The 14,437-nt window shown below is 37.6% G+C and carries 16 protein-coding genes; 9 read left to right on the top strand and 7 right to left on the bottom strand.

The features are described from left to right. Window positions 1–41: 41 nt before the first annotated feature. From ectA to MHH51_RS09390, 4 genes are all read right to left on the bottom strand, one after another. Entirely contained in the window at window positions 42–596 is a 555-nt protein-coding gene (ectA, locus tag MHH51_RS09375) for a diaminobutyrate acetyltransferase (protein ID WP_339286295.1), read from the bottom strand. A 320-nt stretch (window positions 597–916) separates the two neighbouring features. Next, complete coding sequence (locus MHH51_RS09380) at window positions 917–1,645, bottom strand: polysaccharide deacetylase family protein (protein ID WP_339285752.1); 729 nt, start codon at window positions 1,643–1,645, stop codon at window positions 917–919. Between the two features lie 299 nt (window positions 1,646–1,944). After that, window positions 1,945–2,121: a hypothetical protein gene (locus MHH51_RS09385; protein WP_198048580.1), complete on the bottom strand. Its 177-nt coding sequence runs from the start codon at window positions 2,119–2,121 to the stop codon at window positions 1,945–1,947. 274 nt (window positions 2,122–2,395) lie between these two features. Next, a complete protein-coding gene (locus tag MHH51_RS09390; RefSeq protein ID WP_339285755.1) occupies window positions 2,396–2,734 on the bottom strand; it encodes a DUF4363 family protein in 339 nt (112 codons plus the stop codon). 91 nt (window positions 2,735–2,825) lie between these two features. Here MHH51_RS09390 and MHH51_RS09395 point away from each other — a divergent pair, with 91 nt between their 5' ends. Further along, window positions 2,826–3,686, top strand: coding sequence for a DUF421 domain-containing protein (locus tag MHH51_RS09395; protein WP_339285756.1), 861 nt, complete (start codon window positions 2,826–2,828; stop codon window positions 3,684–3,686). 378 nt (window positions 3,687–4,064) lie between these two features. On the opposite strand, the gene MHH51_RS09400 is transcribed toward MHH51_RS09395, so the two are convergent. Continuing rightward, window positions 4,065–4,229, bottom strand: coding sequence for a hypothetical protein (locus MHH51_RS09400; RefSeq protein WP_186813529.1), 165 nt, complete (start codon window positions 4,227–4,229; stop codon window positions 4,065–4,067). Window positions 4,230–4,379: 150 nt separating this feature from the next. On the opposite strand from MHH51_RS09400, the gene MHH51_RS09405 reads away from it, so the two are divergent. After that, the gene (locus MHH51_RS09405) at window positions 4,380–5,378 is read left to right on the top strand and encodes an SDR family oxidoreductase (protein WP_339285758.1); all 999 of its coding nucleotides are present in this window, start codon (window positions 4,380–4,382) and stop codon (window positions 5,376–5,378) included. A 385-nt stretch (window positions 5,379–5,763) separates the two neighbouring features. Here MHH51_RS09405 and MHH51_RS09410 read toward each other — a convergent pair whose 3' ends face one another. Next, entirely contained in the window at window positions 5,764–5,916 is a 153-nt protein-coding gene (locus tag MHH51_RS09410; protein WP_186813528.1) for a hypothetical protein, read from the bottom strand. 753 nt (window positions 5,917–6,669) lie between these two features. Between MHH51_RS09410 and MHH51_RS09415 the strand changes: the two genes are divergently transcribed. The 7 genes from MHH51_RS09415 to MHH51_RS09445 all read left to right on the top strand — a co-directional run bounded on the left by MHH51_RS09415 (window position 6,670) and on the right by MHH51_RS09445 (window position 13,339). Then, entirely contained in the window at window positions 6,670–7,065 is a 396-nt protein-coding gene (locus MHH51_RS09415; protein ID WP_147208499.1) for a DUF2642 domain-containing protein, read from the top strand. Window positions 7,066–7,078: 13 nt separating this feature from the next. Continuing rightward, window positions 7,079–7,291, top strand: a complete 213-nt coding sequence (locus MHH51_RS09420; RefSeq protein ID WP_147208496.1) for a hypothetical protein — start codon at window positions 7,079–7,081, stop codon at window positions 7,289–7,291. Between the two features lie 160 nt (window positions 7,292–7,451). Then, window positions 7,452–8,603, top strand: a complete 1,152-nt coding sequence (gene sat, locus MHH51_RS09425) for a sulfate adenylyltransferase (RefSeq protein ID WP_339285761.1) — start codon at window positions 7,452–7,454, stop codon at window positions 8,601–8,603. A 68-nt stretch (window positions 8,604–8,671) separates the two neighbouring features. Then, window positions 8,672–10,450, top strand: coding sequence for an SLC13 family permease (locus tag MHH51_RS09430; protein WP_339285763.1), 1,779 nt, complete (start codon window positions 8,672–8,674; stop codon window positions 10,448–10,450). 12 nt (window positions 10,451–10,462) lie between these two features. Further along, window positions 10,463–11,071 carry an adenylyl-sulfate kinase gene (cysC, locus tag MHH51_RS09435; RefSeq protein WP_339285765.1) on the top strand — a complete coding sequence of 203 codons (609 nt, stop codon included), beginning with the start codon at window positions 10,463–10,465 and terminating at the stop codon, window positions 11,069–11,071. Further along, window positions 11,064–11,897, top strand: a complete 834-nt coding sequence (gene cysQ, locus MHH51_RS09440; RefSeq protein ID WP_339285767.1) for a 3'(2'),5'-bisphosphate nucleotidase CysQ — start codon at window positions 11,064–11,066, stop codon at window positions 11,895–11,897. The genes cysC and cysQ overlap by 8 nt, the downstream gene beginning before the upstream one ends. A gap of 449 nt (window positions 11,898–12,346) precedes the next feature. Further along, window positions 12,347–13,339: a polysaccharide biosynthesis protein gene (locus MHH51_RS09445; protein WP_147208482.1), complete on the top strand. Its 993-nt coding sequence runs from the start codon at window positions 12,347–12,349 to the stop codon at window positions 13,337–13,339. Window positions 13,340–13,504: 165 nt separating this feature from the next. Here the strand turns inward: MHH51_RS09445 and MHH51_RS09450 are convergent, their stop codons facing one another. Continuing rightward, window positions 13,505–14,431 (bottom strand): glycosyltransferase, encoded by a 927-nt coding sequence (locus MHH51_RS09450; protein ID WP_339285769.1) that lies wholly within the window; start codon window positions 14,429–14,431, stop codon window positions 13,505–13,507. Between the last annotated feature and the right edge of the window lie 6 nt (window positions 14,432–14,437).

Here is a 14,437-nt window from a genome sequence, read left to right on the forward strand (position 1 = left end):
ATTATTTAATGTTGCAGTTGTCAATGAAATCATTCCTTTAATTATTTATTTTCTGCAGTAATTGGTCCAATCGTAAACAGTAACTCATCCTCGTGTTCTTTCTCCTCATCCGGGAAATCTTCCGCGATAAAATAATCATTGATATGACAATCTGTATCAAGCTTTTTAGCAAGGCCTCTGAATAAAGATTGTGAAGGTTGATTGGACGGAGAAACAGTTGCCTCAACATAATCAATATCTTTACAGGCTTCGCGCTTTAACAATTGGCGCAGCATTTTCGTCGCTAATCCGTTACCTCGGGCGGAAGCATCTACAGCAACCTGCCAGATGAATAACTTATTCATATTATTCGGATTTTTATACCCGGAAATAAAACCGAACGTTCTCCCGTCTTTTTCTGCAATAATCGAGGTTTCAGAAAAAATATCACACCACATTAAATAACTGTAAGATGAATTAAGATCGAGTACCTTGGAATCTTTAATCAATTCCCAAACAGCAGCTCCATCATCTTTTACGGGCTTGCGAAAATAAAAATCGTTTTCAAAACCAACAGTTAATGTCGTTTCATTTTTATTTTTGGTGTTTGTGTTAATGCTCTCACCTCCTGAGTGGATTTTTTTTACTTACCATATTAGATTAACATAAGCAGAAATAACGTCAAAACGCATAAAGTGGAGAATAAAGTGATTATTCGTGATAAGAAGGGGTGAGCATGAAATGATAGCTATTTACTATAAAAAGCTTTGAATATAATAGAAATAATCCGTTTTTTAATGTTGGGGGAAATAAATGGGTAAAACATTTTCCAGACAGGAGATTGATGATTAAAAATATTTAATTCATTACAGGGGGATAAAACAGCTGTCCACTCAAGTTTGATGTTTAGGGACAGCGGTTATATAGCCTGTATCTGTTAATTTTCTTTTAACTTTTCATCTTTTTCCATCATTTCAGATACTGTAATGGTTTTATATTGGTTTTCAGCTAAATAATCGAGAATTAGCGGGAGAGCTTTAACTGTTTGTTCCCTTTTGCCTCCTGCATCATGAAACAGCACGACATCTCCTGGAGAAATATTGTTGATGACATTGTCTGCAATGGTTTTATAATCTATACCGTCCCAGTCTTTAGTATCCTGATCCCAGGACCATAGCGCAACATGCAGCTGGTTCTCTTCGGCTCTCTTTACAATCGCATCATTATAACCACCGCCGACTGGACGGAAGAGCTTTGGTCGGCTTCCGGTGATGGCATAAAGTATATCTGAGGTTTCTTTCATTTCTTGACTGAGTCTGCTTAGTCTAGTGGTGTGATCATAAGTATGATTGCCAAGTTCATGTCCTTCCATTACTTGCCGGTGAATGATATCCGGGAATTTTTCAGCATGGGCTCCCAGTACAAAAAAAGTGGCTTTGGCTTCATATTCAGCTAAAATATCCAATATAGCAGGGGTGTATTTTGAGTGCGGTCCGTCATCAAAAGTTAAAGCGATCACTTTTTCCTCTGTTTCTGCATCCCAGAAAATATCCCCATCTTCCTCAAAATCAAACCTGTCTTTCGCATATATCTGTTCCTGGATTAACAAGAAAAAACAAGAAGTCAGAAGCAGGTAAATAATCGTATAAAGTATTTTTTTCTTCATTTTACACCTCTCATTTCTAAAAATTAAATTAATCTTTAAGTATGATTTATAACTATTATTTACTAGAAGGATTTTTTTATCATATGCGAATACATGAAAATTTTGGAGAGGCAAAAGGTTATGCTCATTAACCTGTTTCTTCATTTTTACAACTGTTATAACAAACAATATGTATTGCGAATTGTTTATTCAAAGACGTTGTTCACATTGGGGTTTAGGAATTTATTCATAAGAAAGATACCTGAATCGGGGGATTTTTCAGTTCTCCAACGATTCAGGTATCTTAAAAGCAATGTTACCTATTTACGATTATTGCGTCGTTCGTTGTTGCGATTGTCATTTTCTTTGAAGGTATTTTCGTCAATAAACTCATTCTCATTTGCAAATTCCACGTTATTAATTTCTTGATTATGATTGTTCTCATTATTACGGTTTCTACGTTCATTGCGTTTAAAATTACGTTTATTGTTATCCATTGAAAACCCTCCCAGTATTCTGTATGAGGAAAACATTCATTTTTGGAGCCTTGCTTTAAGCAGTTGCTTCCAGCGTAAATGCCATCCTCGAATTATATTTTATCCCTTTATCAAAAAATCACTCACTTTTTGATAAGCCATATTTTGTTATTTGAAAAAGTGATTACTTTAAACTCTAATTTTGCTGAATTCATATGAAAATTACGTTGATGTAAAAGATAAAAAATAAAATTCACCAAATCGTATATATAACCGTTTGTAATCCAATATTAACCTACAATGAATAAATTCCTTCGAAAATAGACTTAACCGTTGCAAGCTCCAGCCTGGTATTTAGCGAATCTTCTTCCTTAGCTGCTGCAATCAGATTACTGATGCTCTCATCCAATCCTTCATATTCATCTTCGTCACCTACCAGCTGGATTTTCCACTTATCCTTCTTGTACATTTTCTTTAATTCTTCAGCCTGAGATGCAACTTTACTCCATTCAGGTTGATCGATAGCCTGTTCAAGCTTATCAATTTGTTGAAAGAAGTGATCACCGCCAACTAGATTGGAGCATCCTGAAAGTATGATAAAAATAAGTGTAAAAATGATTATTATCTTCTTCATTTTAATCCCTTTCTGTTTTATGAATGGTTATACATAGATTGCCCCATAATACGAATATATTACGTATCTTAGAAAGGTTGGGAATTGGATAATGCCTGAGATTGTATTAATTCTAATCCGTTCAATAACTGCATTCTTTTTATTATTTTTAATGGCACGGATTATGGGAAAGAAGCAAATTTCACAGCTCACTTTTTTTGATTATTGTGTTGGAATCACTATCGGTTCCATAGCGGCAACTTTGTCTGTTGATCAAAACGTTAAAATAGTTAATGGATTAGTTTCATTAACCATTTGGGGATTTTTTCCGATTATTTTGGCATATCTAGGTTTGAAATCAATGCTTTTTTCAAAAATAACAGACGGGAAAGCAACTATAGTCATTCGAAATGGAGAAGTATTAGATAAAAATTTGAAAAAGAATTTGCTGACAATTAATGAATTATTAATGCTGTTAAGGGAGAAAGGAACATTTAAAGTTTCTGATGTGGAAATGGCTGTTTTAGAAACAAATGGTGAACTGAGTATTATGTTGAAAACGGATCGACAGCCAGTTACCCCGCAAACATTAGGGATTCCGCTGGAACAAGAGCATGGTCCGGCTGTCTTAATTATGGACGGAAAAATAATGAAAAAAAGCCTGGAGAATCTTGGTTACTCAGAGGAATGGCTCACAGGGGAAATACAAAAACAAGGAGCTGAAGATATAAAGGATGTATTTCTGGCTCAAATTGATTCGCGCGGCAGCATTTATGTGGATTTATACGAGGATCAATATACAAAAATTATGATAGAAGAAAGGCCATTGTTAGCAGCTTCTCTTAAAAAAATACAAGCAGATTTGGAGGGATATTCCTTTCAGACAGATAACCCGGAGGCTAAGAAATTATATTCAGAGCAAGCAATGAAGGTTCAAAAAATACTGGATGTTATTTTACCGTATTTAAAGTAATAGAAGCAGGATTTTATTCAGATTTTGTTGCCGGGATATTTGCTGATCTGGTTATGTTCTTCTAACCTCACTCCAATCAGCTTATTTTATGACAGCGGCTTTTGGATAATTTATCCATGATGAAGAGACAAAGAATAAATGGTGTTACGCATAGTCAGAATTCGGATTTGTAACACCATTTTACTTTTGAATAAACTGTTTTTTCAAGCTGATCAGTTCATTCATTAAGCTCTTTATATAGCATGTTTTCATTGTTACCAAATTGAAACAGACACATAGCTTAATAAAGACAAATAAGCCCAGACGCACTGTTGATTGCAGCCCGGGTTTTTTCAATATATTAGGTCATTAACTCATTGCTTCTGACGGTATGAAAGGTTAATCTATATCCGGATAAAAAGGCTCATATACTGGATCAGAGTAATATGGCGGTCTAATCTTAATTGTTGGTGTATTCCAGCTGTAACTCAAATAATGCATTTCCAGCTCTTCTTCATTATTTTCTAATAAACGTCTAACCTGAGGATAAAATTCAAATTTCAATTTAGTACCTCCTTTCATTAAAACAGGGCTTCATTCAGGGAGAGGCCTATGGTAAATCAATCTTAAACCATTACAACGGCATTTATGATGCTTATGCTTCACATATACAAAAGCCTAATCATAGTCTATGAAAGGGGAGGGAGAATCGTTATGAAGAATCAAAATAATGATCGTAATCCATCGTTATCTGAAGAAGTATTGGAACAAATTAGGATATATCAAAAATGGTTTGAAGAAAATAAAATAGAAGATCCTTATCCGTATTATCCGATATACGGCAAAATTACTCAGTATGAAGAGGTACCTCTTACGCAACCGGAGCAAAGACAGCTCGTTCAGCCGGGGCTCGAAAGATTAATGGTGCCAAAACCGATTATTGAGAACCCAAACTATAAAGGAAGTGGAAAATTAAAGGAGAAAGTTGCATTAATAACCGGTGGAGACAGCGGAATGGGAGCTGCTGCGGCAATTGCTTTTGCAAAAGAAGGAGCTAACGTTGCAATTGCTTATTTAAATGAACACGAAGATGCCAATCGGACAAAAAGAAGGATAGAGGAGCTTGGCCAGGAATGCTTACTATTGCCGGGAGATCTCCGTGAAAAAACACAGTGTGAACAAATTGTTTTGGAAACAATTGATAAATTTAATAAATTGGATATTTTATGTAACCATGTTGGCATTCAATTCCAGCAAAATGACGTAACTGAAATTACAGATGAACAATTTGATCAAACCTTTAAATTGAATATATATTCACATTTCTATACAACGAGGGCAGCACTGCCTCATTTAAAGGCGGGAAGTTCTATTATCGGAACGTCCTCTGTTGTCACTTATGCAGGAGAGCCTTTATTAATGGATTATGCAGCTACAAAAGGAGCCATTGTCGGATGGACGCGCTCTTTAGCAAAGAACATTGCCAAACGCCAGATTCGTGTGAATGCCATTGCTCCCGGCCGAATTTGGACACCGCTTATTCCAGCAAGTTTTTCTTCAGATGAAAATGCTTTGACTGGAGGGAATTTATTTGATCGCATGGCTCAACCTTTTGAAGTTGCGCCGACTTTTGTTTATTTAGCATCAGATGATTCCAGACATGTTACTGGTCAAGTGCTCCATGTGGACGGGGGAGAATCAACTAATTCTTAAAAGTTGTTTACAGTGGAGAGCAAAAATAACTTTCCTTCTTTGAAGCACAGTTTTTCAGTAACTCCTCTTTTTATTGACTCAAATAACAGTATTTTAACATTAATAGACATCAGCAAAAAATTTAGAAAGTGTCAGTAAAATTGTTTTAATCATTAATTATACGGGAGCATTTTGCCAAAATATTTATCACGATGCAACGATCTTGAAGAAGTGAGCAATCGCTGTTTCAAATCTTTTAGATGAGGGAAGGAATCGTTGTATTAACATCACATGGACTATTACCGTCATCTAATGAAAAAATCAATTCAGGCGAGAGAGTGCAAATAGATGAATTCTCTGATTTGTAAAGCTGTCATATCTAAAATGAAGGCTTCATGGAGGCTGGTTATTGATTTCCTTTTCCGCCCCAATCGTTTCGTTGAGGATTTTCAAATGGTTTGTCTTGCTCCTGCTCATCTTGTACTGCACCACATCCGAATAACAAACCCGCAGAAATAATTAAAGTAATTACACATAAAGTTAACTTTTTTAATTTCATTGCTATCACCTCACTTAAGGAATAGATATTCCACCTTAGTGATTTCCTTTTATTTAAATCTTATGCTTAAAGGAAAGTCTTACAAAAATATTTAAATATCATAAAAACAGTATCTTCCCGCTTAAAAATGTGCGAAGTCACTGTTTTTTATTTTTTTATGACTTTTGTCCAGCCCTTTGTTTTAAGAAAACGATATTTTAATGAATGTGTACAATCTTACTAATTAAAAAAGCATAAATTATTTTATATCTAAATGAAAGGAGTGTTAGTTATAACTTCAAGTTGACGTTTTTCTGATAATGTTTATTCCTCTAAACACGAATCTTATTATTAAGAAGGAAAAAGCTTTCATGACAATGCATCGAGACTTGAAAACATTACAAATGTGATAGTTATTATAGCAACCAGGACTCTAAATATTAGGACAAACACTGGGGTAATAACGTACAAAATGATGTCACTGCAGCACAATATCGAGGCGGGTCGATCTAATTTTCATAAGTTTCCTTGGAATGAATTATTATTAAATCTTCAGAATACGTCGAAATACCACGCGTGGATACGCAAATAACGGATTCCTTGCACAGCAGTACCTTGAAGGCGATTGCGCCAGTTCGGGTATGGGCTCTAAAAGGAATAAATGACAAGAGAATTAGCTGTTGATAAGGTACAGTTAATTTCTTAGTTGTTTTGTGGGTTTTCTAATTAAATAAAGAAGGCCTTAAAAAACATCATGGAAAGGAATGAACAAGCTTGGCTAATTTAACAGATCGTCAAAGAAAGCTATTGAATTTGTTAAACGAAATGTCACAAAACTTAGTTACGTCCAACAACGCCAATAGTGTGAATAATGACAGCACGCTAAGTCATAATTTTTCTCTGAATTTACCTGGATTCAGTTTAGATGGCGGTCAAAATTTAAATTTAAGTTTAGGTAAATGGGGAGGCGGAGGAACTCCTGGTACACCAACGACCATTAGAGAGGTCCTGTTGAGTTTAGTAAACGAACAAGTGCAGGTCACTACTCCTTTTGACACAATATCCGGAACACTGCTTGCAGTACAGGACGACTATATTGTGATTATTGAAGCTTCTGGCTCACAAGTATTGGTTCGAATTGAAAAAATTGAATTTGTCAGTAATTCGTAAAGGAGGAGTTTAAATGTTTGCAGCAAAGTTTACTGCGGAGCTGGCTAACCGGATTGGTTCAAGAGTTGAAGTAGCAACAGATAATAATTTAATTGAAGGTATCCTCTCAACAGTTACTGCAGATCTGGCCCTGGTTATTGATGTATCAAGCGGTTACGGAGGCAATGTCAAAATATATATTTCAGTAGATGCTATCAACTTTGTCCGCTTTCCTGTAGCAGCGTAAAAAAGAAGGATAAAAGATACCCTGGCTTGATAGCCGGGGTATTCTATTATGAAACGCGTATAAAAATCATTTATGACATGAAATGGAATCATGCATGGTTCCTTCCTATGCAGCTGTTCAATATATCACTTCATGAAAACTGAAATCAGGAGGTTGTTTTATGGTTAATCAACCATATGGCGGAAAATTAATCTGCCGTGAACTAACTGGAAAGAAAAGAGAGGAAGCGATCAGGGATGCTGAAAAGCTTCCATCACTATCTGTGAATTCCTGGGTGCTCTCTGATTTGGAACTGATTGGAATAGGAGGATTTAGTCCGCTGACAGGATTTATGGGCCGGTCTGATTACGAATATGTTATTGAGCGTACACGCCTTGCGGATGGCACAATCTGGAGTATACCGATTACACTGCCGGTAACAGAAGAACAGGCTAAAAACCTTAATATTGGTGAACAAATTGCCCTTAGAGGAACAGACGGTATTATTTATGGGACAATCACCATGGAAGAAAAGTATGCTTACGATAAAAAGAAGGAAGCGGTAAATATCTATGGAACAAATGACGCAGCTCATCCTGGTGTGAAGAAAGTTTATGAGAAAGGAAATATATACCTTGGCGGACCTGTTACACTGCTTCGACGTCCGGATCATAATCCATTTGCAGCATACTATATGGATCCGGCTGAAACGCGGCAAATGTTTGCAGACTTAGACTGGAAAACCATCGTCGGTTTCCAGACCCGCAACCCTGTTCACCGTGCTCATGAACACATTCAAAAGACTGCTCTTGAGGCGGTGGATGGATTGCTGTTGAATCCACTTGTTGGTGAAACAAAGTCTGATGATATTCCGGTCGATGTCCGTATGGAAAGCTATGAAGTAATTTTGAAAAACTACTATGTGACAAATCGTGTTCGCCTCGTCATTTATCCCGCAGCAATGCGTTATGCAGGACCGAAAGAAGCTATACTGCATGCCATTGTACGCAAAAATTATGGCTGTACCCATTTCATCGTAGGGCGTGATCATGCTGGTGTCGGGGATTATTATGGCACGTACGATGCTCAAGAACTGATTGGACAATATGAAGAAGAACTCGGCATTCAAATTTTCAAATTTGAACATGCGTTTTACTGTAAATCCTGTGAAAATATGGCGTCCGCAAAAACATGTCCGCATGGGGAGGAAAACCATGTCCATTTAAGCGGCACAAAGGTGCGTGAAATGCTTCGGAACGGTAAGCGTCCTCCAAAAGAATTTTCACGGCCGGAGGTTGCCGATGTACTGATAAAAGGAATGAAGAAAAAATAATAAATGCTGTTCGAAAAGAGTTGTACTTTTGCTTTTTGAACATGTACTAAAAGAGGATCTGATAACCTATGACGTTGGAAATGATATTTGTTTTGATTTTACTTCTGACTATGTTTGCTGTTCTGATTCTCGAAGCTGCCCGGCCAGACATGGTTATTTTCTCAGTGCTGATTATTTTGATGCTCTCTGGCATATTGACAGTTGATGAAGCATTGAGTGGTTTTTCCAATGAAGGGATGCTGACAGTTGCGTTATTGTTTATCGTTGCAGGAGTTGTACAGAAGAGCGGTTTGATTAATCAAATGATGAACAAATGGCTGAAGAACAGCCGATCGCCCAGAGGTTCTATGATGCGATTCTTTGTGCCTACATCTGCAATTTCAGCTTTTTTGAATAATACACCGATTGTTGTGACTCTTACGCCAATTATTAAAAAATGGTGTGAAGATCGCGGAATTGCTCCTTCCAAATTTTTAATTCCATTATCTTATGCCACCATTTTAGGCGGAATGATCACGTTAATGGGGACATCCACGAACCTCGTTATTCATGGATTACTGCTGGACTTTGGGCTGGAGGGTTTTTCATTATTCACTTTAACTGCAGTTGGTATTCCTGTCACTTTAATCGGGCTCATTTATTTATTTACTATCGGATATAAATTGCTGCCGGATAATAAAGGCTTCAGTCAGAGAGTGGAAGAAGAGCCTAAAGAATATATTGCTGAAATACAGGTGACAGAAGAATTTGGGCAGCTTGGCAAAAGTGTTGAGCAAGCAGGTCTCCGTGATTTGAAAGGACTTTATTTGATTGAGATTATCCGTGGAAACGAGAGGATATCACCGGTCAGATCCACAACTGTTATTCAAAGTGGAGACCGCCTGATTTTTACCGGATTGATTTCAACCATTGCTGACTTGCAAAAGATGAAAGGTCTGAAATTGGTAACAGGAACAACTATTGGCCTTGATGATCTTAAGGATGGATCCATCAATCTGGTGGATGCTGTTGTATCAGATCAATCATCACTTTTATCTAAGTCAATTAAACAGTTGCGGTTTCGTTCACGATATGATGCGGGCGTCATTGCAGTACACCGGAATAACGAACGTATTAAGAGCAAGATTGGGGATATCGTTTTGAAGCCTGGAGATTCATTATTGCTTTTAGCAGGTACCGATTTTATTGGAAAATATGACCGGTCAAATGATTTTTTTGTCGTGTCACCATTGGATATCCCGCCATCGCTGAAGCAGAGTGTGAAGAAAGGCTGGTTTTCTATCATTATGCTGCTCGGCATGATTGGAACAGTTACTCTTGGATGGCTCAGTATGTTTAAAGCGATGGCACTCGCAGTATTGGTATTTTTGGTTGTGAAAATTATTACACCTCAAGATGCCAAGAAATATATTCATTTTAACGTTTTATTGTTGATTGCCAGTTCATTTGGAATAGGCACAGCAATGAGAAAAACGGGACTGGCGGAATGGGGCGCAAATATGCTGTTGAATTTTGGTAAGCCGTTAGGATTGCTAGCCATTTTGTTTATGATTTATCTTTTGACAAATTTATTTACGGAGATTCTCAGCAATAGTACAGCAGCTGTTATAGTACTGCCGCTTGGAGTTGAAATAGCACAAACACTTCATGTCGATCCAATGGGAATAGCTGTCCTTATTGCAATAGCCGCTTCAGCAAGCTTTATTACACCAATTGGTTACCAGACAAACTTAATTGTATATGGACCTGGCGGCTACAGGTTTATAGATTATGTAAAAGTAGGTCTTCCGCTGAGTCTAATAGTAATGGTGACGGCTGTTTTGATTATCTATCATATATGGTTTTAGGAGGGGAAATTTATGGATGAGCCAGAAAATATTAAATGGCATTACTCGAAAGTAGCGAAAGAGCAGAGGAGGGATTTGAATAATCATAAGAGCGCTGTGATATGGTTTACCGGACTGTCCGGTTCGGGCAAATCTACTATTTCAGTTGAGCTGGAAAAAGAACTGCATCAGTTGGGAATCCGGACTTACCATTTGGATGGAGACAACGTCCGGCACGGCTTGAATAAAGATCTTGGCTTTGGTCCGGATGACCGTAAAGAAAATATCCGCCGTATCGGAGAAGTATCCAAGCTGATGGTAGAAGCCGGTCTGCTTACATTGGCAGCCTTCATCTCACCGTACTGTGCCGATCGTGATGAGATACGTAAAATGATGGAAAGCGGAGAATTTATTGAGGTATTTGTAGATGCAAGTATAGAGACATGTAAATCACGTGATCCAAAAGGGCTCTATAAAAAAGTACGTGCTGGTGAGATTACAGGATTTACTGGAATTGATGCACCATATGAAGCACCGGTGAACCCGGAAATTACAGTGAATACTGATCAAAAGAGCGTTGAGGAATCGGTCCAGACAATCATGTCCTATTTGAAAACGAAAGGGTACCTTATTAATGATTAATGTGAGTTTAAAAACAATGCTGGACATATCACTGGAAGCGGGCCGGGAGATTCTGGATATTTATGATAACGATTATTCAATTGAGACGAAATCAGACGGTTCATTACTGACTGAAGCTGATCGACGTTCACATCAAATCATTGTCGAACGGCTTCAAGGTGTGTATGAAGAGGTTCCGATTTTAAGTGAAGAAGGAAGTGAAATTCCGTATACCCAACGCCAACATTGGTCTAGGCTTTTCCTGGTGGATCCACTCGACGGCACAAAAGAATTTATCAGGAAAAACGGAGAATTTACAGTGAATATCGCATTGGTTGAAGAGGGCTATCCTGTAGTTGGTGTCATTTATGCACCAGCGCTTGATGTGTTTTATTTCGGACAGTCCGGTCTGGGAGCATTTAAATTAGATGCAGCATCATATGCAGATCCAGCTGATGATAAAGCACTGATTGAACAAAGTGTGCAGCTGCCGATTGCTGATGCGGGCAACAGTGTAAATGTAATTGCGAGCCGATCTCATATGTCAGAAGAAACGAAAGTATTTATTGAAGAACTTCGCAATCACCATACGGTCGATGTAATATCCGCCGGAAGCTCTCTGAAGTTCTGTCTTGTGGCAGAAGGAAAAGCCGATTACTATCCGCGCTATGCTCCGACAATGGAATGGGACACAGCAGCAGGCCAGGCGATTGTTGAAGCTGCCGGCGGAACAATGTTGCGATATAAGGATCATGAGCGCTTTTATTATAATCGGGAAAATTTGAAAAATGGCTGGTTTTTAGTGAAGCGTGAAACTGATTCGCAAATTTTATCGCGATGTGACTGATTGTAGGACTTCTACTTTAAGAAAAGAAAGCTGATTCATTATAAAATCTCTGAAGTTTGATAGTCTTGTTAATCTTACTAATTGATATTTGTTATGGTTTGGCATTTTTTAATGACTGGTCGTTTTGTGCAGTATTCGCAGCTCCTTGTAATACTTCATCCAAAAAGACAACACATTTGGACTCGCAGCAATTGCCTCTTTTACCTTTATTTAAACGACTATCATGTACCGTCTATTAGTTTTTTCATAAATTGAGGTATAACCTATTTGAATGTAATGATGTCAGTCGCCAAACAGGTAGTAAACGAAGGAATTCGGGGATCTGTTTGAGGAGAGTTCCTGTCATCCAAGCCATCAGCTATGTTCGAATGCATCTATTAGAGGATGCACGCGAACTATTAGCCTGATGATATAAATAATAGGCATTATTCCTGGAGGAGTGTTTAAATGTGTTTCAAAATACCACAATATTAATTACTGGAGGAACAGGCTCCTGGGGCCATGAACTCGTTAAAAAGCTGCTTTCCTTCCAGCCGAAGGAAATAAGAATTTTTTCCCGTAATGAATTCGCTCAGGTGAAAATGAAAAGAGAGTTTTCAAATCATCCTTGCTTGAAATTTGTGATTGGGGATGTAAGAGATTTTGAAGCAGTAAATGAAGCGGCAAAAAATGTTGATTATGTATTCCATCTTTCTGCACTGAAACATGTACCAATATGTGAAGAACAGCCATTAGAAGCGTTAAAAACCAATGTAAACGGAACGGAGAATATTATCAAAGCAAGTTTAAACCAAAAGGTGAAGAAAGTCATTGATGTTTCCACAGATAAAGCAGTTGAACCAATCAACTTTTATGGACTGACGAAAGCAATCGGAGAAAAACTAATCATTCAGGCTGATCAATTAAGCAATCATACACGTTTTGTCTGTATACGTGGAGGTAATGTTATTGGGACAAATGGCAGTGTCATTCCGTTTTTTAAAGAACAGATTGCTGCTCACCATGCAGTCCCACTTACATCCAGAGAAATGACACGCTTTTTCCTGACGGTTTCTCAAGCCATTGATTTACTGATATATGCATCTGAAAAAGCAGTTGGCGGAGAAATATTTGTTATGAAAATGAAAGCATGCCGGATTGTCGATTTAATAGGTGTTTTGGAAAAGCATTTTGCTAAAAAAGCAATCAGTATAAATGAGATTGGCATCCGCCCAGGAGAGAAAATTCATGAGGTATTAGTGTCAAATGCCGAATCCCGGAATGCTTACAAATTTGATGAAAATTACTATGTTATTTTACCTGATAATGTTTCTGAAGAGGTAAAGAACAAGTATGAAAAGTTACCAAAGGTTGCTTTTACACGATACCAATCCGATGATGAATTAATGGCAGCCAATGACATTGAACAAATTCTTAAGAAAGCAGATATTATCACAAAGTAAGCCTTTTTAGCAGTAATCCGTAAAGAGGCCCAAAAAGGATTGAAAGTATCCAATAAAACACTGATTTTAGGAATAGGTCTGGGACAACCCCCAGAAAATCAAAAATAGTGAGTCTCCATTTGCAGGGGATTCACTATTTTTTTACTGAAATTTTTGAACATCCTCTTATATAACAATTGTTATCTGTTGTACTAATTCGTTTGCCCGATGCGCGGTTGAATGATGATTGTGAACAAAACGGCAGCCGGCTTCGGTAATTTTTTCCCGTTCTTTTGTATTTTTAAGATAGTACGCAGCTCTTTCTGGAAAATTATCTGCATTTATATCCACAAAATGCTCTCCCGGTATCAAGCCAATCTCCTCAAGTTCCGGTAAGGCAGGGGCCATCAGTAATGTACGGCACGCCGGCACCTCAAAATATTTGAAAGTCACCACCTGGCGTATGGAGCCGCATGCAAAAAACAGTTTTGCCTGATTAATGGCCTGAGCATAGTTTTCTCCGATTAATGCTGTATTTGCGTCTTCACCTGCAAAATCTTGCCACCCGGGATGAGGATGGTTGAAAAATCCGGGAGTATTCTTATAATGCTGTAATATTTTTTCTCTCAATGGATAGATTTGCTGGAACGAAACTTCTCCAAGCATCATTAAATCTATCTTTTTTTCATTACCATAGTCTTTAAAGATAGAGGTATTAGCAAATTGAGGGAGGAAAAACACCTGATTATGTCTTTGTTGGGGATAATGATGGTAAAAATTATGCTGGCATATGACAAAGAATGTTTGAATCTTACTACGCATGATATATCTTCTTCTCTGTTCTACAAAGCGATGGGCGTCATTTACCATCAGGCCTGCAGGAATGCTGATATCAGCAAGACCGGTGACGACAGGGGCAAATGTTTTACCAACATCATTTATTATTAAAATGAAATCCGGTTTTTTAGGAAGTTTATACAATATTTTTTTGATAGGACCGGATTTACGGGAAATCATCAAATTTGTCACCTTTGCCAGTTCCTGCTCTAAGACAGCATAGTTACTGTTAGTAAAATGAGAAGTATCTGCTGCAATCAGTAGTAATTTTAGCATTGGATT

This window comes from Oceanobacillus sp. FSL K6-3682, assembly GCF_037976165.1.
Taxonomy (GTDB): Bacteria; Bacillota; Bacilli; order Bacillales; family Amphibacillaceae; genus Oceanobacillus; species Oceanobacillus sojae.

Excerpts from the sequence above, each read along its gene's own strand:
- cysC (WP_339285765.1), top strand. The coding sequence starts at position 10,463 with ATGGATGAGCCAGAAAATATTAAATGGCATTACTCGAAAGTAGCGAAA.
- sat (WP_339285761.1), top strand. The coding sequence starts at position 7,452 with ATGGTTAATCAACCATATGGCGGAAAATTAATCTGCCGTGAACTAACT.
- MHH51_RS09450 (WP_339285769.1), bottom strand. The coding sequence starts at position 14,431 with ATGCTAAAATTACTACTGATTGCAGCAGATACTTCTCATTTTACTAAC.
- MHH51_RS09430 (WP_339285763.1), top strand. The coding sequence starts at position 8,672 with ATGACGTTGGAAATGATATTTGTTTTGATTTTACTTCTGACTATGTTT.
- MHH51_RS09405 (WP_339285758.1), top strand. The coding sequence starts at position 4,380 with ATGAAGAATCAAAATAATGATCGTAATCCATCGTTATCTGAAGAAGTA.
- MHH51_RS09390 (WP_339285755.1), bottom strand. The coding sequence starts at position 2,734 with ATGAAGAAGATAATAATCATTTTTACACTTATTTTTATCATACTTTCA.
- MHH51_RS09385 (WP_198048580.1), bottom strand. The coding sequence starts at position 2,121 with ATGGATAACAATAAACGTAATTTTAAACGCAATGAACGTAGAAACCGT.
- MHH51_RS09410 (WP_186813528.1), bottom strand. The coding sequence starts at position 5,916 with ATGAAATTAAAAAAGTTAACTTTATGTGTAATTACTTTAATTATTTCT.
- cysQ (WP_339285767.1), top strand. The coding sequence starts at position 11,064 with ATGATTAATGTGAGTTTAAAAACAATGCTGGACATATCACTGGAAGCG.
- MHH51_RS09420 (WP_147208496.1), top strand. The coding sequence starts at position 7,079 with ATGTTTGCAGCAAAGTTTACTGCGGAGCTGGCTAACCGGATTGGTTCA.
- MHH51_RS09395 (WP_339285756.1), top strand. The coding sequence starts at position 2,826 with ATGCCTGAGATTGTATTAATTCTAATCCGTTCAATAACTGCATTCTTT.
- MHH51_RS09380 (WP_339285752.1), bottom strand. The coding sequence starts at position 1,645 with ATGAAGAAAAAAATACTTTATACGATTATTTACCTGCTTCTGACTTCT.